17 protein-coding genes and 1 pseudogene are annotated in these 22493 nt (G+C 67.1%); 8 read left to right on the forward strand and 10 right to left on the reverse strand.

What is annotated here, in order from left to right; all coding sequences use genetic code 11:
• Positions 1-204: 204 nt before the first annotated feature.
• Entirely contained in the window at positions 205-1776 is a 1572-nt protein-coding gene (locus M1105_RS05310) for a Re/Si-specific NAD(P)(+) transhydrogenase subunit alpha (protein ID WP_249579303.1), read from the forward strand.
• 16 nt (positions 1777-1792) lie between these two features.
• Positions 1793-3235: an NAD(P)(+) transhydrogenase (Re/Si-specific) subunit beta gene (locus M1105_RS05315; RefSeq protein ID WP_249579304.1), complete on the forward strand. Its 1443-nt coding sequence runs from the start codon at positions 1793-1795 to the stop codon at positions 3233-3235.
• A 97-nt stretch (positions 3236-3332) separates the two neighbouring features.
• Here the strand turns inward: M1105_RS05315 and M1105_RS05320 are convergent, their stop codons facing one another.
• From M1105_RS05320 to M1105_RS05330, 3 genes are read right to left on the reverse strand one after another with little or no spacing between them, the layout of a single operon-like run.
• A complete protein-coding gene (locus tag M1105_RS05320; protein WP_249579305.1) occupies positions 3333-4625 on the reverse strand; it encodes an NAD(P)/FAD-dependent oxidoreductase in 1293 nt (430 codons plus the stop codon).
• Between the two features lie 55 nt (positions 4626-4680).
• On the reverse strand, positions 4681-5715 hold the full coding sequence (locus M1105_RS05325) for a methylenetetrahydrofolate reductase (RefSeq protein WP_249579306.1): 1035 nt from the start codon (positions 5713-5715) through the stop codon (positions 4681-4683).
• Entirely contained in the window at positions 5712-6290 is a 579-nt protein-coding gene (locus M1105_RS05330; protein ID WP_249579307.1) for a methylenetetrahydrofolate reductase C-terminal domain-containing protein, read from the reverse strand. The genes M1105_RS05325 and M1105_RS05330 overlap by 4 nt, the downstream gene beginning before the upstream one ends.
• 540 nt (positions 6291-6830) lie before the next feature.
• Between M1105_RS05330 and M1105_RS05335 the strand changes: the two genes are divergently transcribed.
• From M1105_RS05335 to M1105_RS05360, 6 genes are all read left to right on the forward strand, one after another.
• Positions 6831-8072 carry an adenylate/guanylate cyclase domain-containing protein gene (locus M1105_RS05335; RefSeq protein ID WP_249579308.1) on the forward strand — a complete coding sequence of 414 codons (1242 nt, stop codon included), beginning with the start codon at positions 6831-6833 and terminating at the stop codon, positions 8070-8072.
• Positions 8073-8527: 455 nt separating this feature from the next.
• Complete coding sequence (locus M1105_RS05340) at positions 8528-8911, forward strand: RidA family protein (protein ID WP_249579309.1); 384 nt, start codon at positions 8528-8530, stop codon at positions 8909-8911.
• Positions 8912-9235: 324 nt separating this feature from the next.
• The gene (locus M1105_RS05345; protein ID WP_249579310.1) at positions 9236-10963 is read left to right on the forward strand and encodes a tetratricopeptide repeat protein; all 1728 of its coding nucleotides are present in this window, start codon (positions 9236-9238) and stop codon (positions 10961-10963) included.
• 549 nt (positions 10964-11512) lie between these two features.
• Positions 11513-15634: a GAF domain-containing protein gene (locus M1105_RS05350; RefSeq protein ID WP_249579311.1), complete on the forward strand. Its 4122-nt coding sequence runs from the start codon at positions 11513-11515 to the stop codon at positions 15632-15634.
• Positions 15631-16020: a response regulator gene (locus M1105_RS05355; protein ID WP_249579312.1), complete on the forward strand. Its 390-nt coding sequence runs from the start codon at positions 15631-15633 to the stop codon at positions 16018-16020. The genes M1105_RS05350 and M1105_RS05355 overlap by 4 nt, the downstream gene beginning before the upstream one ends.
• The gene (locus tag M1105_RS05360) at positions 16017-17276 is read left to right on the forward strand and encodes an adenylate/guanylate cyclase domain-containing protein (RefSeq protein WP_249579313.1); all 1260 of its coding nucleotides are present in this window, start codon (positions 16017-16019) and stop codon (positions 17274-17276) included. Before M1105_RS05355 ends, M1105_RS05360 begins: the two co-directional genes overlap by 4 nt.
• Positions 17277-17646: 370 nt before the next feature.
• Here M1105_RS05360 and M1105_RS05365 read toward each other — a convergent pair.
• The 7 genes and pseudogenes from M1105_RS05365 to M1105_RS05395 all read right to left on the reverse strand — a co-directional run.
• Positions 17647-17808 (reverse strand): annotated as a pseudogene (locus tag M1105_RS05365) (IS6 family transposase); the annotation flags it as partial.
• A 70-nt stretch (positions 17809-17878) separates the two neighbouring features.
• The gene (locus tag M1105_RS05370) at positions 17879-19204 is read right to left on the reverse strand and encodes an AMP-binding protein (RefSeq protein ID WP_249579314.1); all 1326 of its coding nucleotides are present in this window, start codon (positions 19202-19204) and stop codon (positions 17879-17881) included.
• A 41-nt stretch (positions 19205-19245) separates the two neighbouring features.
• A complete protein-coding gene (locus M1105_RS05375; RefSeq protein WP_249579315.1) occupies positions 19246-19890 on the reverse strand; it encodes a hypothetical protein in 645 nt (214 codons plus the stop codon).
• Positions 19887-20174 carry a phosphopantetheine-binding protein gene (locus tag M1105_RS05380; protein ID WP_249579316.1) on the reverse strand — a complete coding sequence of 96 codons (288 nt, stop codon included), beginning with the start codon at positions 20172-20174 and terminating at the stop codon, positions 19887-19889. The genes M1105_RS05375 and M1105_RS05380 overlap by 4 nt, the downstream gene beginning before the upstream one ends.
• Positions 20167-21459: an NAD(P)/FAD-dependent oxidoreductase gene (locus tag M1105_RS05385; RefSeq protein WP_249579317.1), complete on the reverse strand. Its 1293-nt coding sequence runs from the start codon at positions 21457-21459 to the stop codon at positions 20167-20169. Before M1105_RS05385 ends, M1105_RS05380 begins: the two co-directional genes overlap by 8 nt.
• Positions 21459-22178: a 3-oxoacyl-ACP reductase FabG gene (gene fabG, locus M1105_RS05390; protein WP_249579318.1), complete on the reverse strand. Its 720-nt coding sequence runs from the start codon at positions 22176-22178 to the stop codon at positions 21459-21461. The genes M1105_RS05385 and fabG overlap by 1 nt, the downstream gene beginning before the upstream one ends.
• Positions 22175-22453, reverse strand: a complete 279-nt coding sequence (locus M1105_RS05395) for a hypothetical protein (protein WP_249579319.1) — start codon at positions 22451-22453, stop codon at positions 22175-22177. Before M1105_RS05395 ends, fabG begins: the two co-directional genes overlap by 4 nt.
• Positions 22454-22493: the final 40 nt, after the last annotated feature.

Genomic DNA, 22493 nt, shown 5'->3' on the forward strand with positions numbered 1-22493 from the left:
CGTCCGAGGGCCGAGGGACGGAATTTTCCGCCACGTGGCGTGACGCGGGCGCCGCCTGCCGCTATGAGAAGCGCCACGCCGGGCAGGTTTTCCGGCCTGCGAGGGGCCGCGGCTTCGCTTTCCTGCTGAAACAGGGGGGACAATCCTGATAGTGGCAGGGGTCAGCTCACCCAGGATTCGTCCGAAGAGAACAAGGATGCCGACATGAAGATCGGAGCACCGAGAGAGACAGAGCCGGGCGAGGCGCGCGTGGCGCTCACGCCCGAGAGCGCCGGGCGGCTGCAGAAGCTTGGCTATGAATGCCTCGTCGAGAGCGGCGCAGGCGCTGCGGCGTCGATATCGGACGACGCCTACAAGGCGGCGGGGGTCAAGGTCGTCAAGACCGCGGCCGCGCTCTGGAAGGAGGCCGACATCATCGTCAAGGTTCGCGCGCCGGGCCTCGACGAGGTGAAGAAGGCGCCCGAGGGCAAGACGCTGATCAGCTTCGTCTGGCCCGCCCAGAACGAGGATCTGCTGGCGAAGCTCAACGACAAGCGCATGACCGTGCTGGCGATGGACATGGTGCCCCGCATCAGCCGCGCGCAGAAGATGGACGCGCTGTCGTCGATGGCGAACATCGCGGGCTACCGCGCGGTGATCGAGGCCGGGAACAACTTCGGCCGCTTCTTCACCGGACAGGTGACGGCGGCGGGCAAGGTGCCGCCGGCCAAGGTGCTGGTGGTGGGCGCGGGCGTCGCGGGTCTGGCCGCGATCGGCACATCGGTCGCGCTGGGTGCCATCACCTATGCCTTCGACGTGCGCCCCGAGGTGGCCGAGCAGATCGAGTCGATGGGCGCCGAGTTCGTCTATCTCGACTTCGAGGAAGAGCAAACCGACGGCGCCGAGACCGGTGGCTATGCTAAGCCGTCCTCGCCCGAGTTCCGCGAAAAGCAGCTCGCCAAGTTCCGCGAGCTTGCGCCCGAGGTCGATATCGTGATCACCACGGCGCTCATCCCCGGCCGCCCCGCGCCGAAGCTCTGGCTCGAGGATATGGTCAAGGCGATGAAGCCCGGCTCGGTCGTCGTGGACCTTGCCGCCGAGCGCGGCGGCAACTGCGACCTGACGGTGCCGAACGAGAAGGTCGTGAGCGAGAACGGCGTCACCATCGTCGGCTACACCGACTTCCCCAGCCGGATGGCGACGCAGTCGTCGAACCTCTACGCCACCAACATCCGCCACATGATGGACGATCTCACGCCGAAGAAGGATGGCGTGCCTTTCGTCAACATGGAGGACGACGTGATCCGCGGGGCGCTGGTCTGCCACGAGGGCGCGATCACCTTCCCGCCGCCGCCGCCCAAGGTGAAGGCGATTGCGGCACAGCCGAAGAAGCGGGAAGCCGAGGAGACGCCCGAGCAGAAGGCGGCGCGCGAGGCGGCCCAGCTGAAGGCGTCTCTCGACCGCACCGCCAAGCTGCTGGCCGTGGGCGGCGGTCTGCTGCTGCTGGTTGGCACCGTGGCGCCTGCGAGCTTCATGCAGCACTTCATCGTCTTCGTGCTGTCGTGCTTCGTGGGCTTCCACGTCATCTGGGGGGTCGCGCACTCGCTGCACACGCCGCTGATGGCCATCACGAACGCGATCTCCTCGATCATCATCGTCGGCGCATTGCTGCAGATCGGGTCATCCGACTCGATGGTCACGAATCTTGCGGCCTTCTCGATCCTGATCGCGGCGGTGAACATCTTCGGCGGCTTCCTCGTGACGCGCCGGATGCTCGCCATGTTCCAGAAGAGCTGAGCGGGGGGCGCGCAGAATGAGCATCGGTCTGGTGACGGCCGCCTATGTCGTGGCGGCCATCCTCTTCATCCTCGCACTCGGCGGTCTCTCGAACCAGGAGAAGGCCAAGCGGGCGATCTGGTACGGCATCATCGGCATGGCACTCGCCGTGGGCGCAACGATCGGCACGCCGGGCGCGGGCGGCGGCGTAGGCCCGCTGATCCTCGCGATGATCGCGGTCGGCGGCGCGGGCGGCTGGTATGTCGCCAAGAAGGTCCAGATGACCCAGATGCCCGAGCTGGTCGCGGGGTTCCACAGCCTGGTGGGCCTTGCCGCCGTGCTGATCGGCTTCAACGCCGATGCCGAGATGGTGCGCGCCATGGCCGCCGTCGAGGCGGGAACGGCCAAGGAGCTTGCGGGCTTTGCCGCGACCATCGCCAAGAAGTCGGCGGTCGAGCTCAACATCCTCAAGGTCGAGTTGCTGTTGGGCATCATCATCGGCGCGATCACCTTCACGGGCTCGATCGTCGCCTATGGCAAGCTGGCCGGGAAGGTCACCTCGGCGGCGCTGACGCTGCCCTTCCGGCACCAGCTCAACCTCGCGGGGGCGGCGCTCTGCGTCATCCTCGGCGGGCAGTACATGGCGTCGGGCGACGTCACCTATCTGGTGCTGGTCGCGCTGATCGCGGGTGCGATCGGCTGGCACCTGATCATGGCGATAGGCGGCGCAGACATGCCGGTGGTGGTGTCGATGCTGAACAGCTACTCGGGCTGGGCGGCGGCGGCGATCGGCTTCACGCTGGGCAACGACCTCCTGATCGTCGTGGGCGCCCTGGTGGGCGCGTCAGGCGCGATCCTCAGCTACATCATGTGCAAGGGCATGAACCGCAGCTTCGTCAGCGTCATCCTCGGCGGCTGGGGCGGCGAGCAGCAGGCGGGGCAGGCGATCGAGGGCGAGATGGTCGCCATCGACGCCGATGGCGTCGCGAGCGCGCTGAACGACGCCGACAGCGTCATCATCGTGCCGGGCTACGGCATGGCGGTGGCGCAGGCGCAGCAGTCGGTGTCCGAGCTCACCCGCAAGCTGCGCGCGGCGGGCAAGACCGTGCGCTTCGCCATTCATCCCGTCGCGGGTCGCCTGCCGGGGCACATGAACGTCCTGCTGGCCGAGGCCAAGGTGCCCTACGACATCGTGCTCGAGATGGAGGAGATCAACGAGGACTTCCCCCAGACCGACGTGGTGATCGTGATCGGCGCGAACGACATCGTGAACCCGGCGGCACAGGAGGATCCCGGCAGCCCGATCGCCGGCATGCCGGTGCTCGAGGTCTGGAAGGCGCGGCAGGTGTTCATCTGCAAGCGCGGCAAGGGCACCGGCTATTCCGGCATCGAGAACCCACTGTTCTTCAAGGAGAACAGCCGGATGTTCTACGGCGACGCCAAGGCCTCGATGGACGCGCTGCTGCCGCATATCGGCTGAGCCGGTCCCGCACCTGGAACCACGCGAGGGCGAGGGGGCATCCCCTCGCCCTTTCGCGTCGCGGGCAGCCGGAGGGCGTTGCCCGCCGCGCCGCAGCCTAGATCCCGATCCGGTCGCGCAGCCGATGCAGCGCCACGGTGGCCGCGACCGCCGGGCGGCGCAGGAAGTGGAACGGGATCGGACGCGGCGGTGTCACGGGGAAGTCGAGCTCGGCCTCGGGCCGGCCCGCGGCCCATTCGGCCAGCACGCGGCCCATCGCGGTCGCCATCGCGACGCCCCGCCCGTTGTAGCCCAGCGCCGCCATGATCCCCGGCCTGATCGCGTCGAGATGGGGGTAATGATCGGCAGTGATGGCGACATAGCCGCCCCAGGCATGGGTCCATTCGGCATCGCCAAGCTGCGGATAGAGCTCGCGCGAGACCTGTCGCAGCCGCGCCATCTGGTGCTCGGTGCCAGCGGTATCGTAAGCCCCGCGCCCGCCCATCACGAAGCGGCCCTGCGGGTCGAGGCGGAAATAGAGCAGCAGCCGGCGGCTGTCGGAGGCGGCGTGCCCGCCCGGCAGGATCGATCTGCGGACATTGTCGCCAAGCGGCGCCGTCGCGACCTGCACCGAGCGGACCGGCACGATCGTGCGCGCCATCGGGGGTGCCAGCCCGTCGGTGTAGCCGTTGGTGCAGAGAAGGACGCGCCGCGCCGCCAGCCTGCCGCGCGCGGTGTGCAGCACATGGCGCTCTCCCTCGCGCTTCAGCCCGGTCACGCGGCTTGCGCCGTGAAGCACCGCGCCGGCCCGCTGCGCCGCCCATGCGAGACCCAGCGCATAGTTGAGCGGGTGCAGGTTGCCGCCGCGCTCGTCGAGCATCGCGCCGAGATAGCCCTCGGTCCCGAGGATGTCGGCGGTCTCGGAGGCGGTCAGGAGCCGCACCGCCGCACCGCGCCGCGCCCATTGTCCGACGCGGGTCCGGGCCGTTTCCATCGCCCGGGCGTCATGCGCCGGCTGCACCCAGCCCGTCCGCGCCGCAGCGCAGTCGATGCCGTGGCGCTCGATCAGCGAGAAGACGAGGTCCGCGGCCTCGCCCGACATCCGCACCATGCGTCCGCCCATCTCCGCGCCGAAGCGGGTCTCGACCGTGTCGGGGTCTTCCTTCAGCCCCGGATTGACCTGCCCGCCATTGCGCCCCGAGGCGCCCCATCCGGGGGTCTCCGCCTCGAGCACGGTTGCGGCGATGCCGACCTCGGCCAGGTGCAGGGCCGCCGAGAGCCCGGTGAAGCCGCCGCCGACGATGGCGACCTCGGTCTCGGCCTCGCCCTCGAGCGGTGGGCAGGGCGGCGTCGGATTCGCACTCGCGGACCAGAGCGAATTGGCGATGGCGGGGATCTCGTTGGCGATCATCTTCGGGCAACTCCGCGTGGGGGCCTTTGACGGGACGAGAGAATCGCGCGCCGCGTCAGGGTGCGGCGGGTCCGTCGCTCGGCGGCGGGGTCGAATGCTCGGCGCCGCGGCGGCGCGGGCGTCGGCCCTCGAGCACGCCCGATTCGAGGATGATCTCGGACACCTGGTGCTCGCGCCGGTAGGCCATGACATGGACGCCCGCGACGCCGGGGATCTCGCGGATCCGCCGGATCAGCTCGATGCAGAGCGCCTTGCCCTCCTCGGCGGGTTTGGCCGCGCGCTCCAGCCGCTCGATCACCGGGTCGGGGATGTGGATGCCCGGCACGTTCGAGCGCATCCAGCGAGCCGCCCGCGCCGAGGCCAGCGGCCCCACGCCCGCGAGGATGAACACGCGCTTGTCGAGCCCAAGATCGCGGACCCGCGCCATGAACTTCTCGAACAGCGGAATGTCGAAGATGTAGTTGGTCTGGATGAACTCGGCCCCCGCCTCGACCTTCTTGGCCAGCCGCTCCGGGCGCCACTCATGCGGCTCGATGCAGGGGTTCTCGGCGGCGCCCAGGAACATGCGCGGCGGCCGGGTGATCTTGCGGCCCGACAGGAACACCCCCTCGTCGCGCATCGTGCGGATCGTGCGCAAGAGCGAGACGGAGTCGAAGTCGAAGACCGGCTTCGCGCCCGGCTGGTCGCCGACGCCCACGCCGTCGCCGGTCAGGCACAGCACGTTGCGCACGCCCATCGCCGCCGCACCCAGCACGTCGCCCTGGATCGCGATCCGGTTCCGGTCGCGGCACGAGATCTGGTAGACCGTGCCATAGCCCGCGCGCGTGAGCAGCGCGCTGATGCCGATCGAGGACATGTGGCAGTTGGCGCCCGAGGCGTCGGTGGCGTTGATCGCGTCGGCCACCTCGCCGAGCGGGCGCGCCGCCTCGAACACGTCGGCCGGATCGGCGCTGTCGGGTGGGTTGAGCTCGGCCGTCACCGCGAAGCGCCCCGCGCGCAGCACGCGCTCGAGCCGGCTGCCCGAGACATGGCCGGGAGGCGGCTCCTCGTAGGCGGGGAGCGCGTCCGCGTGCTCGCCGAGGCCGCTCATCGCCGCTGCCCCCGGTTCACCGCGCTGGGCGGCTCCTCGGCCAGCGGCGCGGTCGAGGGCTCGTTGCGCCGCGCGCCGGGGAAGGCCTGCGCCAGCGTGGTGCGCGAGGCCTCGCGCGCCTCGCGCAGGCGTGCGGCCTTCTCGCGACTCACGCGCAGCCAGGCCGACGAGCCCTTCAGGCTGCGATCAACGGGCGGCAGAACCTCGCGGATCCGGTCGCCGCCCTGCATCCGCGTGGCGCCGTCCCAGGCCAGAACCCAGACGCAGCGCATCGCCGGGCGCACCTCACAGAAGCCACCGGGCCGGACGCCCCCGCAGGGGCCGTTGCGCAGCTCCTTGGGACAGTTCATCGGGCAAGACATGCCGGTCGAGGACAGGACGCACTGCCCGCACATGCGGCAGTCGAACAGCACGCCCTTCACGACGCGCTCGACCAGCGCGATGGGCCGCTCGACGCGGTTATAGCCGAGCCGCGCGAACACGGGATCGAGCGCGATCATCAGCCGCTCGAGCCGCCCGTAGATCCATCCGAAGGCGCCGGAATGCCGGATCGCGAAGAGTCGGGCGCGGTACATGCTCTCGGGCCTCCCCAACGGCGCGCCGGGCGGGCGCAACACGGCCAGCGTCCATCCTTGGCGCGCTGTGTGCAATCCCATTCCGCTCACCGCGCAGTCACCGATACCTTCGCTCGTCGACGTTCTGCCTGGAGACCCTGACTGTCGGTCGACACAACCGCTTGGTCGGGCCCTGACGGCCGAGCTCCCGAAGCGCCGGAGGCTCTCATCTGAACTGGCCCAGGTTCCGGGGATAGACCATCCAGTTCGGAGTGTTGCATGACGAACGGACCAGAGACCAGGTCGGAACGGACGTACACCATCTCCGCCGCGCCGATGATCTCGAGTGATCTCCTGAAGTAGCGAAAAGGGCTGCGTCGGCTCATGCCGAGACGGCAGGGAAGCCTGCGTCCCGCCTCAATCCGGTTTGCGCTGACAGGCCCCGAGAAACCGCTCTCGGTTCAACGACGGTCCCTTCGGGGATCGAAATCATCTGGATCGCGGCAATCGGTCGCGATATTTCTAAGCAAAGATCCTTAAAGGGAAACTTTGGTTGCGCGAATGTCGCACGCACCCTTCCTCGGCGAGATTGAGGACTGGCTGATCGACAAGGCGCTGGGCGATGCCGACATTCCGGCAGTGTTCGAGATCCTGTGCCAGCGGCTGCATGCGCTGGGCGTGCCGCTCGATCGTGCTCGGCTGAGCTGGGCAACGCTGCACCCGCTGTTCCGCTCGGAGCAGGTGTTCTGGTCACGTGAAACGGGCACGCGGTTCGCGCAGTACATGCACGCGAGCGCGAACAACGAGGCGTGGCTCGTCTCGCCACTTTACCACGTCGTCAGTCATGGCCTGCCGCATCTGCGCCGGCATCTGACGGGGCCGGCGGCGCTCCTCGACTTCCCGGTGCTGGAGGAGTTCCAGAGCCAAGGCTTCACCGATTACCTGGTGACGTCGTTGCGTTTTCGGATCGCCGACGTTGACGACGTCGGCGCTGGCACACCGGGAATCGTCGCAAGTTGGTCGACGAAACAGCCGGACGGCTTCACCGACGACGACATCGACGTTCTGAAGCGGATTCACAGGATCTTCGGCGTCGCGTGCCGCTCGACAGTGCAGAAGCGCGTGTCCGTCAATCTTGCCAACGCCTATCTGGGCCCGACTGCAGGCGGCCGTGTCCTCGCCGGCGACATCCGGCGCGGCGACGGTGAGCGGATCCATGCGGTCGTCTGGTTCTCGGACCTGCGCGCCTCGACGCAGCTCTCGGACACGATGGATCCCGACGACTACCTCGCGCTGCTGAACTGCTACTTCGAGTGCACGGCAGCGCCGGTGATCCACCATGGCGGCGAGATCCTGAACTTCATTGGCGACGGTGTCCTCGCGATCTTTCCGATCAGCGGCAACCCCGGCGTGGCTGCGTCGAATGCGGAAGCCGCTGTGCGCGCGACGCGCCGGCTGCGCGCCGAGGCGGTCGCGCGCGGCACGCCGGGCGGGGCGCCGCTCGATTTTGGCATCGGCCTCGCCATCGGCGAGGTCAAGTTCGGCAACATCGGCGTATCGAGCCGACTGGCCTTCTCCGCCATTGGCCGCGTGGTCAACCTGGTACAGCGCATCGAGACGGCGACGAAGACGGTCGATCGGGTCGTGCTGGCCGATGCCGGCTTCGCCGCCGTGGCGCCCGGAGGGTGGCTCTCCGACGGCGAAGTCGAGATCCGCGACGTCGCCCGCCGGATCGAGGTGTTCACTCTCCCTGAAGAACAATCGGTCACCACCACCGCGGAGGCCGGAGAACATCCGTCCTAGGTCGCCCCCGCTTGCCGGGGGTAGGATGGCGACGGTCGAGATATCTGTCGTTTCTCGACGGTGCTGTCGAACGGCGTTCCGAGGACACCGCTCGCAAGATCGGCTTTCAGAAGGCCCCGGCAGCCGACATGGATCCCGAGCCCGCGACGCGCGACGGCCATGACCGCCGGTCAGTCATCGACGCGCTTCTTCCGGAGCTTCCATTCGGGCCTCCGAGACGAGCCGTTGTGAAGGCAGATCTCCTTCCCACACCGCCAAGGAGAGGCCGTCATCGAGAAATGGCAACTGCGCCGTAATAGGGTCCAGCCACATGGCACCCTCGACCGGCGACCGCCCGCTCTCGATGCAATCGTTCCGGTCGTCCGCAGGCCGGTGACCCACCAACAACGGAACTTGACCACTCCGAGGGTGCCGCTCATTCATGGTTGCCTCGCAACTCCATCCTGGGGACCGCAATGTCGCGAAGATACATCGTCGAGGTCGAGGGAGTGCCCGCGTCTCCTTCGCCGATCAGCAACGCGGTCGTGGTCGGAAACACCTGCTGGATCAGCGGCCAACTTTCGGTCGGGCAGAACGGCTACATCCCCGGCACGGCACGTGAAGAAGCCGAGATCGCGTTCGGGCACGTCTTCCGGATCGCCGAGGCGGCTGGCTTCGCGCCCGCCGACATCGTTTACGTCGATCTGGCGTTCTCCGATCTCGGCGACCTTCCCGAAGTGAATGCCCTCTATGAGACGCTGTTCGAGCCTGGACGTCGACCCGCCCGCACGATCTACGAGGCCGCGCGACTGCCTTTTGGTGGCAAGGTGAAGGTCCAGGCGATCGCCGCAAAGGGATGAGCGGAGGCACGCGTTCGCTGATTCCAGAACAAGCTCGAAGCGGGCCGCGCTGCGCGAGGCTCCAGGGACAACCAAGGGCGGTGAGCGACGCTGACGGGGCCGCCGGAAGGGGCGGAGAGCCGACTTTCGCCGCGCTCAGCACCGAATTCCGGCTCAGCGGGACAAGGCTGCCGCATCGACAAGATGCTGTGCTGTCCGGCTTTATCCCGATTGCTGCCGCAGGGACCAATTCTCAATAGTGCAATCGGGCGCGATACTCTCTCACCAAGTCCCTATGAGAAGGGGTTTTTCTGATGCTAGTCTTTTGCCAAACGGAGATTGCCCTTGGCACGCAGGCTTGCCGCAGTCCTGGCCGCCGACGTCGTCGGCTACTCGGCCCTGATGTCCGAGGATGAGAACGCCACGCTCGCGGCGCTCATTGCCCAGCGAAACGCAATCCTCGAGCCCGAGATCGCCCGCCATTCCGGGCGGATCGTCAAGCTTCTGGGCGACGGCCTGCTGGCCGAGTTTGCGTCGGTGGTCGATGCAACGGCATGCGCGGTTGCGATCCAGACCGCGCTGTCCCGGGATCCGACGGAGCGGCTGAAGCTCCGCATCGGCATCAATCTCGGAGATGTGGTCGTCGAGGGCGACGACATCTACGGCGACGGGGTCAACGTGGCGGCGCGACTCGAGGCGTTGGCCAAGCCCGGCGGCATCTGCATTTCTGGCATCGTTCAGGAAAGCCTCGGAAGCCGCGCGCCGGCCGGGTTCGTCGCCGCCGGCGAGAAGCAATTGAAGAACATAGCCCGACCCGTCAGGATTTTCCTCTGGAGCCCCGGAGTCGGGGCGGATTACACAACGACGATTGGGCCGCTGCACATGCCGGACAAGCCGTCGATCGCGGTGCTGCCGTTCACCAACATGTCCGGCGACCCGGATCAGGACTATTTTTCCGACGGCCTTGCCGAGGACGTGATCACCGAGCTCTCACGCTTCTCCGAACTCTTCGTCATCGCCCGCAACTCGTCTTTCGTGTTCAAGGGTCAGGCGGTCGACCTGAAGGAGGTGGCCCGGCGCCTTGGGGTCCGGTACCTGGTCGAAGGCAGCGTGCGCAAGGCTGGCAATCGTGTCCGCGTCAGCGCGCAGCTCATCGACGCGCAGGCCGGCGCCCATCTCTGGGCCGAGCGCTACGACCGGAAGCTGGAGGACATCTTCGAGGTTCAGGACGACGTGGTCCGCGCCATCGTCGCCGTTCTGCCGGGCCGGATCGCCGACGCGGGCGCCGAGTCAAGCCGCCGCAAGCCCACCGGCAGTCTGACCGCCTTCGACCATCTGTTGCGCGGCAACCATGTGCTGGTGCGCCGCGGCGACAGCATTCGCAAGGCGCTGGAGCACTACAAGGCGGCGATCGGCATCGACCCGGACTTTGCCGCCGCCTATGCCGGTATCGCCCGCGCCGAGGGTATGTCGGTCTGGGATCTCTCGACCTATGACGACAACCCGCTGGCCCGGGCCGAGGCCGCGGCTTGCCGTGCGCTTGAACTCGATCCCAACGACTACCGCTCGCACGCCGCCTACGGCTCGGCCCTGCGCCAGCTCGGCCGCCATGCCCTGGCCCGCCAGCATTTGAAGCGCGCCATGGCACTCAACCCCAACAGCGTCGCGGTGCTGGGCGACTGGGCGATGCTGCAGGCCTATACCGGCGATCCGGACGGGGCGATCGAGACCTTCCACCGTGCGGTCCGGCTCGATCCTTTCAGCGAGGAGAACATCCGAAAGGAGATTCTGGCCGAGTCCTACTACATGCTGCGAAAGTACAGCGAGTCGATCGCGGTGCTGGAGCAGATGCTGAAGCTTCCGATCTTCTACCATCACCAGCAGATCGCCATCGCCCTCGCCCAGCTTGGCGAGACCGAGGCCGCCGAGCGCCACATGGCGCAGTACCGCGCCTCGCTGCCGCAGAGCTACGACGAGAAGCTGCTGTTCGAGAGCCACATCCGGCTCTGTGAGCGCGAGGAGGACCGGGAGCACTGGCGCCAGGGCTACCGTCTCATAGGCATGGACGTGTGAATTTCAGGCCCGCGTCGAAAACGCTTGTTCGACCCGAAGAAGGTGCTGTCGGACGAGTGCAAACCCGTCTCGGTTCTGCCGGGGCCGGGATCTTTCAGGCCACGCCGAACTGACGCCACTGGGCAAGTGCGGGGGCACGATTGAGCTTGAAGACGCCCGTGCTGGAGCGCCTGTGTTCCTGGTTGACGTGATTGTGGACGGAGGCGTGGATGGCGGCAAAGGTCTGCAGACGTCGCATCCGTCTGAACCCTACGTAATGACGGAGCGAGAAGGGCTGGGTCTGCTCATGCCGCGAGGGTAGGGTGGCCGGCATCCCGCCTCAAGCCAGGTTCCTTTGATATTCCCCGTCTGACACCACCTCCCGACGCTCATCTGTCTGTCGGATCGCGCGACGTCATCGGCCCCGCGCTTTTCCCGGGAGTTGTGGTCTTCGCAGGCGTGCTGGAGTAAGAAAAAGTTGTCGGCGTGCTGCACGTCGCGCGCGACCGGACCTGCCTCTCTGGGTTCGCCAGTCCGTTCCGGACACGGGACGTGTTGGGGCGAAGCGACATGGATACGTCCGAGTCGGACTGCGTCACCGGCCTTCCGCGTCGATGCGCGGAACTCGAGGCACTCCTTGCGCTGGATCGAGAGCGGCAGCGCGCCGCGTCGGCCGTGCTGGCACTTCTCGATCACTCGCCAGCCGAAGTGCAGCGCGTCCTCGACACCATTGCCGAACTGGCTGCTGAGCTCTGCCGCGCCGAGTTCGCCTTCGTGCTCCTGGTGCGCAACGGCCGGCTGGAGCTCGCCTCGGCAAGCAATGCGAGCGACGCGTTCATGAGCTACATGCGCGCGAACCCACTTGCAGTCGAGACTGGGGCGGTCTCAGGTCGTGCCGTGCTGGAAGGCCGGACAGCTCACGTCGCCGACTGCACCAAGGACCCGGACCTCTCGGCAAAGAACTATGAGCGCCTCGGGGGGCACCGCACGATCCTCGGCGTTCCGCTCGTGCGCGAGGATGTCGCCATCGGAGTCGTCACGCTGATGCGCGCCGAGGTCGCCCCCTTCTCGGAGCGCGAGATCGAGCTCCTTGAGACCTTTGCAGCTCAGGCTGTGATCGCCATCAACAACGCCGAGCTTTTCGAGAACGTCGCGGCGCGCAACCGCGAACTCGCCGAGGCGTCGGAGCAGCGGACCGCGACGGGCGAGATCCTGCGGGTTATCTCGTCCTCGCCGACCGACCTCGATCCCGTGTTCCGGACGATGGCCGAACACGCTGCACGCCTCTGCGATGCGACGGATGCGCAGATCTTCCGGCTCGATGATGGGGGCCTCCGCCTCCGCGCGTCCTACGGAGCCTTGCCGTTACACGGCGGCCTCCACCCCGTGAACCGGGAGTGGGTGACGGGCCGCGCGGTGGTCGACGGCGTCACCGTACACGTCGAGGATCTGGCCGCTGCCGGGGAGGAGTTTCCGCTAGGCGTCGCCTACCAGCGCCGCTACGGGCACCGCACCACGCTGGCAACGCCACTCATGCGCGGGGACGAAGCGCTCGGCGCAATCCTGATCCGCCGCCTCGAAGTGCGCCCTTTTACGGATCGGCAGATCGGTCTTCTCGAGGCTTTCGCCGATCAGGCGGTTATCGCGATCAACAATGTCGAGCTCTTCGAGAAGCTGGAGGCCCGGACGGGGGAGCTCCAGCAGGCGCTCGACCACCAGACGGCGACGGCGGAAGTGCTGAGGACGATAAGCCGCTCGGCGCTCGATCTGCAGACCGTTCTTGATGCCCTCACGTCCTCCCTCGTCAGGCTCTGCGACGTCGATCTCATGTCGATCATGCGCAGGGAAGGCGACGTGTTCCACTACGTCACGAAGCACGGCATCACGGATGAACAATTCGAGATCCTGGGCAAGATCACCCATCGCCCCGGCTGCGGCAGCCTGGTCGGCATGGTCCTCGAGAGCCGTTCGACGGTCCACCTGCCGGACGTTCTGCGGGAGCCTCGCTATACGTTCCACGATGTCCAGCGCCTTCTCGGCTACCGATCCATGCTCGGAGTGCCGATGCTGCGCGACGGTGAGGTCATCGGCGTCCTGAACCTGAGGCGCCGGGAGGTGCAGCCCTTTTCGCTCGACGAGATCAGGCTCGTCGAGTCCTTCGCCGATCAGGCGGTCATCGCGATAAACAATGCGGAACTCTTCCATGCGCTGCGCGAGCGCACCGAGGAACTGCAGGACGCTCTCCGCACTCTAGAGGTCACGTCGCAGATTCAACGCCTCACCAGTCTCTCGGTCGCCGACGCCCAACCGGTGTTCGAGGCGATCGTCGAGAACGCGGTGACACTCTGCGACGGACTCTACGCCAATGTTTTCCGCTACGATGGGGAGTTCCTCCATTTCGTCGCCACGCGCTGGAACGGGCACGACGGCGAAGCCCTGAAGCTCCACCAAAAGTTGCTCACCGAGAAGTATCCGACACCCCCCGACCGGTCGCAGGTGGCGGGACGGGCAGTGCTCTCGGGCAAGACGATCTGCATCGACGACACCCTTGCCGATGCCGAGTACGACGAGCGCTTCCGCGGAAAGCGCGGCTGGCGCAGGGTCGCGGGCGTGCCGATGATGCGCGAAGGCGTCGCGCTTGGTGTGATCGTGGTCGGTTGGGCAGAGCCCGGGCCCATCCCGAAGCGCCAGCAGGACCTTCTCGAGGGTTTCGCTGACCAGGCCCTCATCGCGATCGAGAACGCTCGGCTCTTTCACGAGGTCGAGTCCCGCACGCTCGAAGTTCAGCAGGCGCTCGAGTACCAGACCGCGACGAGCGAGGTGCTGGCTGTCATCAGCCGTGCGACCGACGAGCTGCAGCCCGTCCTCGACACCATAGTGGCGACATCCTGTCGACTCTGCCGGGCCGGCTGGGCCGTAATCTTCCGGCTTCTGGATGACGGGCTGCTGCATTGTGTGGCCGGCAGCGGGGGGACGCAGGGTTTCCTCGACTACGTGGCCAGCCGCCCGCGCCCCGTCGACCGGGGCAGCCTTGTCGGCCGCGCGGTGCTCGACGCAGGCCCCGTGCACGTCAAAGACGTCCTCGAGGATCCCGAGTACCGCTGGCACGATGCCCAGCAGGCCGGCGGTTACCGCACAGCCCTCGCGGTGCCGCTCATGCGCGGCGGGACGGTTCTCGGCGTCATCGCGCTCCAGCGCAACGTCGTCGAGCCGTTCTCCGCAGTCGAGGTCGAAGCCGTGACGACCTTCGCCGACCAGGCTGTGATCGCGATCGGCAATGTCGGTCTGTTTCAGGAGGTTCAGGCCCGGACCGAGGATCTTCAGGAGGCGCTCGACTACCAGACCGCAACGAGCGAGGTTCTAGAGACGATCAGCCGTTCACCCGGCGCCATCGGCCCCGTTCTCGACGCCATCGTGGGGCGCGCCGCCAGCCTCTGCAACGCGGCAGACTGCGCCGTCTTCCTGCGCGAGAGCGAGGGCCTCCGGCTGTCGGCCTCCAAGGGCACGATACCCCGCCGCTTCGACCGCCTCGAGCTCTCGCGCGAGACGGTGCTCGGCCGCGCGGTGCTGGACGGACGCCCGGTCGAGGTCGTCGACCTCCTCGCAGCGGAGGACTTCCCGACCGGACGCGCGCTGGCCCGGGAGGCAGGCGTCCGGACCGTGCTCGCCGTTCCGCTGATCCGGGAAGGGCAAGCACAGGGGGTCATCTCGCTTCGCCGGACCGAGGTGCAGCCCTTCTCGCGCGAGCAGGTGGCGCGGCTGCAGACCTTCGCCGACCAGGCTGCGATCGCCATAGAGAACGCGCGGCTCTTCGGCGAGCTCGAGGCCCGGACGGGCGAGCTGGCCGCGTCGCTCGAGAACCTGCGAACCACGCAGGACAGGCTGATCCAGACCGAGAAGCTCGCGTCTCTCGGCCAGCTCACCGCGGGCATCGCGCACGAGATCAAGAACCCGCTCAACTTCGTCAACAACTTCGCCACGCTCTCGAGCGATCTGCTCGTCGAGCTGGCGGAATTCCTGGAGGCGCCGATCGCGGCGCTCGATCAGACGGCCCGGGACGAGGCAGTCGAACTGTTCGCGATGGTGCGCGACAACCTTGCCAAGATCGCCCACCACGGCGCACGCGCAGACTCGATCGTCAAGAACATGCTCCAGCACGCTCGGCATGGGGCGGCGGAATGGCGCATGGCTGATGTCAACGCACTCGTCGAGGAGGCGCTGAACCTCGCCTATCACGGCGCGCGTGCCGAGCATCCCGACTTCACCGTGGAGATCGCGCGGTCGCTCGACCCGGGGCTCGGGCAGATCGAGTGCTGCCCCCAGGACCTGACGCGCGTTATCCTGAACCTTGTCTCGAATGGCATTTACGCCGCGAACCGGAAGCGCGCGGGGGCGGTCGCGGGTTTCACGCCGCGGCTCGATATTTCCACCAGGAACGCGGAGGACGGTGTGGAGATCGAGGTGCGCGACAACGGCAGCGGCATCCCGGTCGAGATCAGGGACCGGATCTTTCTCCCCTTCTTCACGACGAAGCCCGCAGGCGAGGGCACCGGGCTCGGCCTTTCGATCAGCCACGACATCGTGGTCGAGCAGCATGGCGGCACCTTCACGGTCGAGAGCGAGCCCGGCAGCTTTACCCTGTTTCGCGTCACCCTGCCGCGCACGGCCGGAAATCGGGAGGCCAGGGCATGACTGTCCGAATCCTTGTCGTCGACGATGAGGCCGATGTTGCCGATCTCTTCCGCCAGAACTTCCGGCGCGAGATCCGGGCGGGGCGGTACCGGTTCGATTTCGCCTTCTCTGCAACCGAGGCGCTTGATGTGCTGCGCCACGGTGTGCCACCCGACATCCTTCTTGTGCTCTCCGACATCAACATGCCCGGGATGTCAGGTGTCGACCTTCTTGCTGCCATTCGAGCGGAATGGCCGAAGGTTGCAGTCTGCATGATCACTGCGTACGGCGACGCCGCGACGGAGACGCAGGTGCGGACGCTTGGGGCGGAGGCCTTCCTGACGAAGCCAGTCGACTTCGAGAAGCTTCGCCGTCAGGTCGCTGAAGCGCTTGGAGACGGGGCGTGAGCGCAGCCCGCATCCTTGTGGTCGACGATGAGCCTGACGTCGAGGCGCTCGTGAGCCAGCGGTTCCGAAGGCGGATTCGTGCGGGCGAGCTCGATTTCCGTTTTGCCCGCGACGGGCAGGAGGCGCTCGAGACGCTCATGGTCGACCCCGACTTCGACATCGTGCTCTCCGACATCAACATGCCGCGGATGGACGGACTCACGCTCCTCGACCGGCTCGGCGCACTCGGACACGAGGCCAAGACGGTGATCGTCTCGGCCTATGGCGACATGCGGAACATCAGGATCGCGATGAACCGCGGCGCCTTCGACTTCGTGACGAAACCGATCGAGTTCCAGGACCTCGAGGCCACCCTCGAGAAGACGCTCGAACACCAGATCCTGATGCGGCGGCTCCGCGAGGAGAAACGCGTGGCGGAACAGACCGCCGCGACGCTCGCGCGATACTTCTCGCCCGGCGTGGTCGCTGCGCTGAGCGCGCAGCCGGACTGCCTGACGCCGCATGGCGAGTGGCGGGAGGCGACCTTCCTCTTTACCGATCTCGCGGACTTCACGCCGCTCGCCGAGGCGCTGGAGCCGGGCGGGCTCGTGAGCCTCCTCAATGCCTACCTCGAGGGTCTGACCGAGATCGTCTTCGCCCACGGGGGCACGGTGATGAAGATCATAGGCGACTCGGTGCAGGCCATCTTCGGCGCGCCGGTCGAGGATGCGGCGCACGCCGACCAAGGGATTACCTGCGCGCTCGCAATCGACCGTTTTGCGCGGGACTTCGAGGCCGAGCAGCGCGGCCGCGGCATCGCACTCGGCGCGACGCGAATTGGCGTCAACACGGGCCATGCCGTCATCGGCAACTTCGGGGGCGCGCGGTTCTTCGACTACACCGCATTTGGAGACGCGGTGAATGTTGCGGCGCGACTCGAGGGGGCCAACAAGATCGTGGGCACGCGGATCTGCGTAAGCGAGAGCGTCGTGGAGCACACAACCGCCTTCGCGGGACGCCCGATCGGCGCCCTTCTTCTCCGGGGCAAGTCGCGGTCTCTGAGATGCTACGAGCCCCTCGGGCCTGGCGGTTGCGACGAGGCGGCAGTTGCACGCTATGCTGAAGCCTTCGCCCTGCTCGAAGCGGGGGATGCGCGTGCCCGCCAAGCCTTTGCGGGCCTCGTTGGAGCGGACGACACCGATCCGCTTCCGTTGTTTCATCTTGGACGACTGCTCGGTGGGCACACCGGCTGCGAAATCATGCTTGGCGAGATTTGAGGTTGCGACCCGTCCACCGCGCGGGTTCAACGTAGTTGACGGCGGGCATGGGCGTGATGGCCGAGCCAACGAAGCGCTCGCCGCTGCCGTTCGGGGCCGAATGATCTGCCCGCCTGGCGGACAGACGCCGCCCTCGGCCTTCATCCGCCAGAAGACGTTCAGATCGGTTGTCGAAGACCAGTTGCCGTTCCGATGGGTGGTCAGGAATGGGCGGACGTTGAAGGAACTGCTCGGCCCCAGAATAGGAGCCTCGGAAAAGATGTCGCCTCTCGGCAAGAATGGGTTGAACGCCCCGAGATCGGGATCGGACAGCTCCCCATTGCCGCTGGCGATGTTGGGGCTCCCCGCGGCGGGGATCGGCCCTACCCGGCCACCAGAACTGCACCGTCTCATCGCTCAGGTTTATCGCGCGCTCGTGCAGCAGATCCCCGACTTGCCGGAGCGGCAGCGGGACATGGACGTCCACCATGACCGCCAGGCGTATGATCTCCGGGCTCGTCTTGAAGGAGCGGATGGGGCTGCGTCTGCTCATGCCGCGAGGGTAGGGAGGCCAGCACTCCGCCCCGAGCGCGTTTCCCTCGACATTGCCCCCTGACAGGAAATCACCCGCCTTTCTTGGCCCCGCGGTGCTCGCCCTCGTTGGGACATCCGCGCGCGAGACTCAGCAACATCGCCTGATCGGCCGCCGAGACCTTTCCGGTTTCGCCCCTAGGGATCCGGTCGACGACACAGAGATGGCGCGGAACGAAAATCGGGTCGACATAGCCGAGAAGATGCGACCGCACGGCTCTGCGCAGGGCTTCAGGATCGGCGCTCATCGCCGGGTCCGCTACCACGAACAGGCTCAGCAGGTCGCCGTCGGGGCCCGCCTCGCTCAGGATGATGCCATCCGACAGCCCCGGCATCAGGGCGAGCACGGCGTTCAGTCCGGCAAGGCTCTGGCGTTTGCCTGCAACCCGAATCATGTCCCCATGCCTGCCGACGAGACGGAAGCGCCCGTCCGGCTCGAGGTCGAGATCATCCCCGAGCGGGATTGTCGCTGCGAGATGGGGGGCGGATGCAAACCAGCGGTCGCCGACGCCAACGATCGTGAAGCCCTCGAGGGGGGTCCAGAGTTCCGCCGACGCACTCCTCCGCCAGGCGAGGGAGCCGGTCTCGGTGCTGCCGTAGATCTCGAAGACCTTGCGCTCGCCGCCCGCTTCGAGGCGACGCGCGACCTCGCGGTGAAGCGGTGCCGTCGCCGAGATAATGCAGCGTATCTCGGGCACCGCGACGATCGATTCCTCGAGGAACCGAAGATGTGCCGGGCTCGTGACAAGGACGATTTCCGATATGCCCGCGGCCTTCGCGTCACTGACGGCCCGCTCGAGATCGGCCGGGTAGAAGACCGTCGCATCATGCAAGCAGTAACCGTGCGCGAGGCCAGCGAAGATTGCGGCTTCGAGACCGTACATGTGCTGGTGCGGAGTGGTCCCGAGAAGCGCCGAGCGGGCGCGTCGAATACCTGCCCTGGCGATGATCTCTGCGGTCAGGCGAGCCCCTTCGGCGAGCGAATGCCAGTCTTTCAGATGGCGAACAGGCTTGCCGGTCGATCCCGATGTGAAGACATGGACAGGTCCTGCCAGCTTCGGGAGGGGAGGCCCTTCCATGGCCGTCCCCGGGTCGCGATCGCCGATACCGAGATCCGACAGAGCGTGCACCATCCTCGGCGACTGCCAGCCCTCGAGCGCCGAAGCGACCGCCCCGGCCGCGCGTGAGGGTGGAAGGACGGTGGTCTGCCCGTTCGCCATGGCGGCGGTCAGCACCACCGCGAAGTCGTAGCGCCGATCGGCCATGTTGCAGATGGCGTCATGGCCGGCGAGGCGTGGGCGCGCGGCCGCGACATCTGCGAGGAAGGATGCGCCGCCGACCGCGCCGCCTGCCGTCACGCAGAATGGCTCCGAGAGCGGGAGGGGTCGATTGTGCGGCATCACGACAGCTTCCCGAGGCGGGACCACACGCCAGGCTGGGCCATGGTCTTCAGGGTCGTCCACCACGTTTCCGGCCGCCGATAGCGCAGCGACGCATAGTGGTGGGAGAGCGCGAACCACACGACTTGTGCGCCGATCAGGACCTGAAGCGCCAGCGAGATTGCGGGTCTTGCCGCCTCGACGAAGATCCCGCCAAGCGCCAGAAGCCCGGTGGCAAGTGCCATGAGGCTCCAGAGCAGGCACTGACGCGCGACGAAGCGCTGGAACGCCAGATCCTCCGCCGGCGCCATCCCGATGATATCGATCAACTTGAGGAGAACTGGGCGACGACCCGGCATCAGACCGCGGGCGAAGATCGCAGCCAGGGCAAAATTGACTGGAGCGATCATCAGGAACGGCATGTAGCGCAACGACGGAAAGCTCTGCCGCAACGCGATGAGCCCAAGGACCAGGGACAGCACCGCCAGGGCGGCTGGCGTGGCGCGGATGCGCGTGACGAGAGCACTGTAGGCAAACCACCCGAACGAAACAAGGAACACGAGATCCGCGGTCTCGTCCGACAGCCATCCCGCCGCTCTTCCGGCCAAGGCGATGATCAGTGTTCCAACGACCAAGTAGCCGATCGATGATCGGTTCCCGCTCACTTCGTCCTGTGCTCCTGCAGGTAACGGCTGAGGGCATCGAGCGACGAGAAGATCTCGCGGTTGCGCTCGTCGCCAGACCGGAGCTGGACGCCATAGCGCTTCGTGATCGCGAAGGAGAGTTCGAGCGCGTCGATCGAGTCGAGGCCGAGCCCGTCGATGAACAGCGGAGCGTCTGGGTCGATGTCCTCGGGCGCAACATCGTCGAGGACCAGTTCCTCGACGATCATGCATGCCACCTCGTGGCGGAAGGCATGAAAGCGGCCGACCGAGGTCAAATCATCCATTCGGGTTTCTCCTGTCCTGCCGCTCGGTCGCGGCGACCATGTAGCGAAACAGCCTGAACAGCGCAATGCGCCACCGGATCTGGAAGTCGGGTCGGAAATCGCCCGAGAGGAGCGAGATCATCGCCCGCTCGACGCCGAGTATGTTCTTCGGATTCACCATCATCTTGCGGAAGCTGGGATCGTGAATCTGGTAGATGAACCACGAGACGAACTTCAACCGCCGCTCGATCTCGTCGTGATACTGGGCCAGGCGCCGGGCCCGGGTGGAGGGCTGCGCGAGGATGTCGGCAATCGCGATGGACGCCTCGCGCGCGCTCGTCAGCGCGAGATGGACACCCGTCGAGAAGATCGGGTCGATGAAGCCATAGGCGTCGCCGACCTTGACGTGGCGGGCACCCGCGGCTGCGGTCGCGCGATACGAGAAATTGCCGGTCGCGTGCAGCGGGCCAAGGCGTTCGGCCGAAGCCAGCATCTCCGCTATGTGCGGATGGCGGGCACAGTGCGCATCGAAGAACGCCTCGATGGAGCCGTCTCGTGTCTGGAGATGTTCGCCCGGGGCCACGAACCCCACCGAGGTCACATCGTCGCGCAAGGGAATCTGCCACATCCACCCCGGCCGGGTGAGGTAGATCCGGATGTTGCCGCTGCGCTCGTCGTCCCGCCGGGGCACGCCGCGGAAATGCCCGAAGATTGCCGCCGAGGTGTTGCGCGGGTCCGGAAGCTTCTCGGAGAGCATCTTTGAGACCAGCGTGGAGCGGCCCGAAGCGTCGACGAGAAAACCGGTCTCCCAGTCGATTTTCTCGCCATCCGCGCCCTCGGTCCTCACGCTCGCGCCATCGTCATCGAGCGAGACGACACGGGCGGTGGCCTCCTGCTGCACCTCGACGCCGAGCGCGACGGCCCGGTCGAAGATGATCTGGTCGAACTCCGACCGGCGCACCTGATAGGCATGCGCCGGTCCGTCGCGCAGGGCGCGGCGGAATTCGAAGATCGCCTCGCGGCTGCCGTCCTCGCTGATGAATTCGGCCCCCGGCTTCAGGACGCCGATCCGGCGCACCTCGTCATGCACGCCAAGCTCGTCCAGCAGTGGCAGACTGCGTGGCAGCAGCGACTCGCCGATATGGAAGCGCGGGTGGCGGTCCTTCTCGATCAGGACGACCTGGTGGCCCTTCGCGGCCAGGAAGGCCGCGGTCGCCGCGCCGCCGGGGCCGCCGCCGATCACCATGACATCGCAGCGCCTGGACGCGGTGACGCCTCGCTCGGGCTGGGGGGCTGCGCCATCCATCAGCTCGTTCCTCCATCGACCGCGATCAGCTGGCCTGAAATATACCCCGACGCCTCGGACGCCAAGAAGCCCACAATTGCAGCGACCTCCTCGGGGCGGCCGGCCCGTCCCGCGGGACAGAGGCCCTTGAGCTGGTCGAAGTTCGCGAGCCGCTCGGTCTCGGGCGTCGCGATGAGGCCAGGCGCCACGACATTCGCGGTGATGCCCCGGCTGCCGCACTCCCGCGTCAGCGACTTGGCGAGCGGCAGGAGCCCGCCCTTCGCGGCGGCGTAGTTCGTCTGGCCGCGGTTGCCGGTGATCGCGGTCAGCGACGAGATGGCGACGATCCGCCCCCAGCGCATGCGCATCATGGGCAGGATCAGCGGCTTCAGCGCCGCATAGAAACCGTTGAGATTGACGTCGATGACGGCGCGCCAGTCATCGGGCTCCATCGCTGCAAACGGCATGTCGCGGTGCATGCCCGCATTGTGGACGAAGATCTGGATCGGGGCGGTATCGACGACTTTGCCAAGCCGCTCCTGTGTCTCCTCGATCCGCGTGAGATCGAGCGCGATCGCCTCGGCGCTCCCACCCGCCCGCTGGATGGCCTCGGCCGTCATTCTCGCGGCGGCCTCGTTCCGGCCAGCGTGGACGATGACATGGTGACCTTGGCGCGAGAGTTCCCACGCGATGGCCGAGCCGATCGGGCTCGACCCGCCGGTGACGAGCGCGCGCTTCAACCGTCCCTCCGCCGCATGCTGAGAAGAAGCTCGCCCGAGACGATGACGCCATCCCCGTCCACCACCTCGAAGCGGTAGCGCGCGCCGGCATCGTCGCCCGCGATCCGCTCGGCCATGGCCTCGACGCGCCCCGCGCTCTCGACCACGTCGCGCGCGATGACGACATCGCCGAGCGCCAGAACGAGGCCCGTATGCGCGGCGTCAAGCGCGTGGAGCGATGCGTGAACCGCCGCCGCCTGAGCGCCGATCTCGATCATCGCAGCGCCATGAAGCACGCCTCCGAGACGAAGGGGAAAGGAGGGCGCCCGGTGATCC

Origin of the sequence: Thermohalobaculum sediminis (genome assembly GCF_023487995.1) — a bacterium.
GTDB lineage: Bacteria > Pseudomonadota > Alphaproteobacteria > Rhodobacterales > Rhodobacteraceae > Thermohalobaculum > Thermohalobaculum sediminis.

Excerpts from the sequence above, each read along its gene's own strand:
- M1105_RS05310 (WP_249579303.1), top strand. The coding sequence starts at position 205 with ATGAAGATCGGAGCACCGAGAGAGACAGAGCCGGGCGAGGCGCGCGTG.
- M1105_RS05315 (WP_249579304.1), top strand. The coding sequence starts at position 1,793 with ATGAGCATCGGTCTGGTGACGGCCGCCTATGTCGTGGCGGCCATCCTC.
- M1105_RS05320 (WP_249579305.1), bottom strand. The coding sequence starts at position 4,625 with ATGATCGCCAACGAGATCCCCGCCATCGCCAATTCGCTCTGGTCCGCG.
- M1105_RS05325 (WP_249579306.1), bottom strand. The coding sequence starts at position 5,715 with ATGAGCGGCCTCGGCGAGCACGCGGACGCGCTCCCCGCCTACGAGGAG.
- M1105_RS05330 (WP_249579307.1), bottom strand. The coding sequence starts at position 6,290 with ATGTACCGCGCCCGACTCTTCGCGATCCGGCATTCCGGCGCCTTCGGA.
- M1105_RS05335 (WP_249579308.1), top strand. The coding sequence starts at position 6,831 with ATGTCGCACGCACCCTTCCTCGGCGAGATTGAGGACTGGCTGATCGAC.
- M1105_RS05340 (WP_249579309.1), top strand. The coding sequence starts at position 8,528 with ATGTCGCGAAGATACATCGTCGAGGTCGAGGGAGTGCCCGCGTCTCCT.
- M1105_RS05350 (WP_249579311.1), top strand. The coding sequence starts at position 11,513 with ATGGATACGTCCGAGTCGGACTGCGTCACCGGCCTTCCGCGTCGATGC.
- M1105_RS05355 (WP_249579312.1), top strand. The coding sequence starts at position 15,631 with ATGACTGTCCGAATCCTTGTCGTCGACGATGAGGCCGATGTTGCCGAT.
- M1105_RS05380 (WP_249579316.1), bottom strand. The coding sequence starts at position 20,174 with ATGGATGATTTGACCTCGGTCGGCCGCTTTCATGCCTTCCGCCACGAG.
- M1105_RS05385 (WP_249579317.1), bottom strand. The coding sequence starts at position 21,459 with ATGGATGGCGCAGCCCCCCAGCCCGAGCGAGGCGTCACCGCGTCCAGG.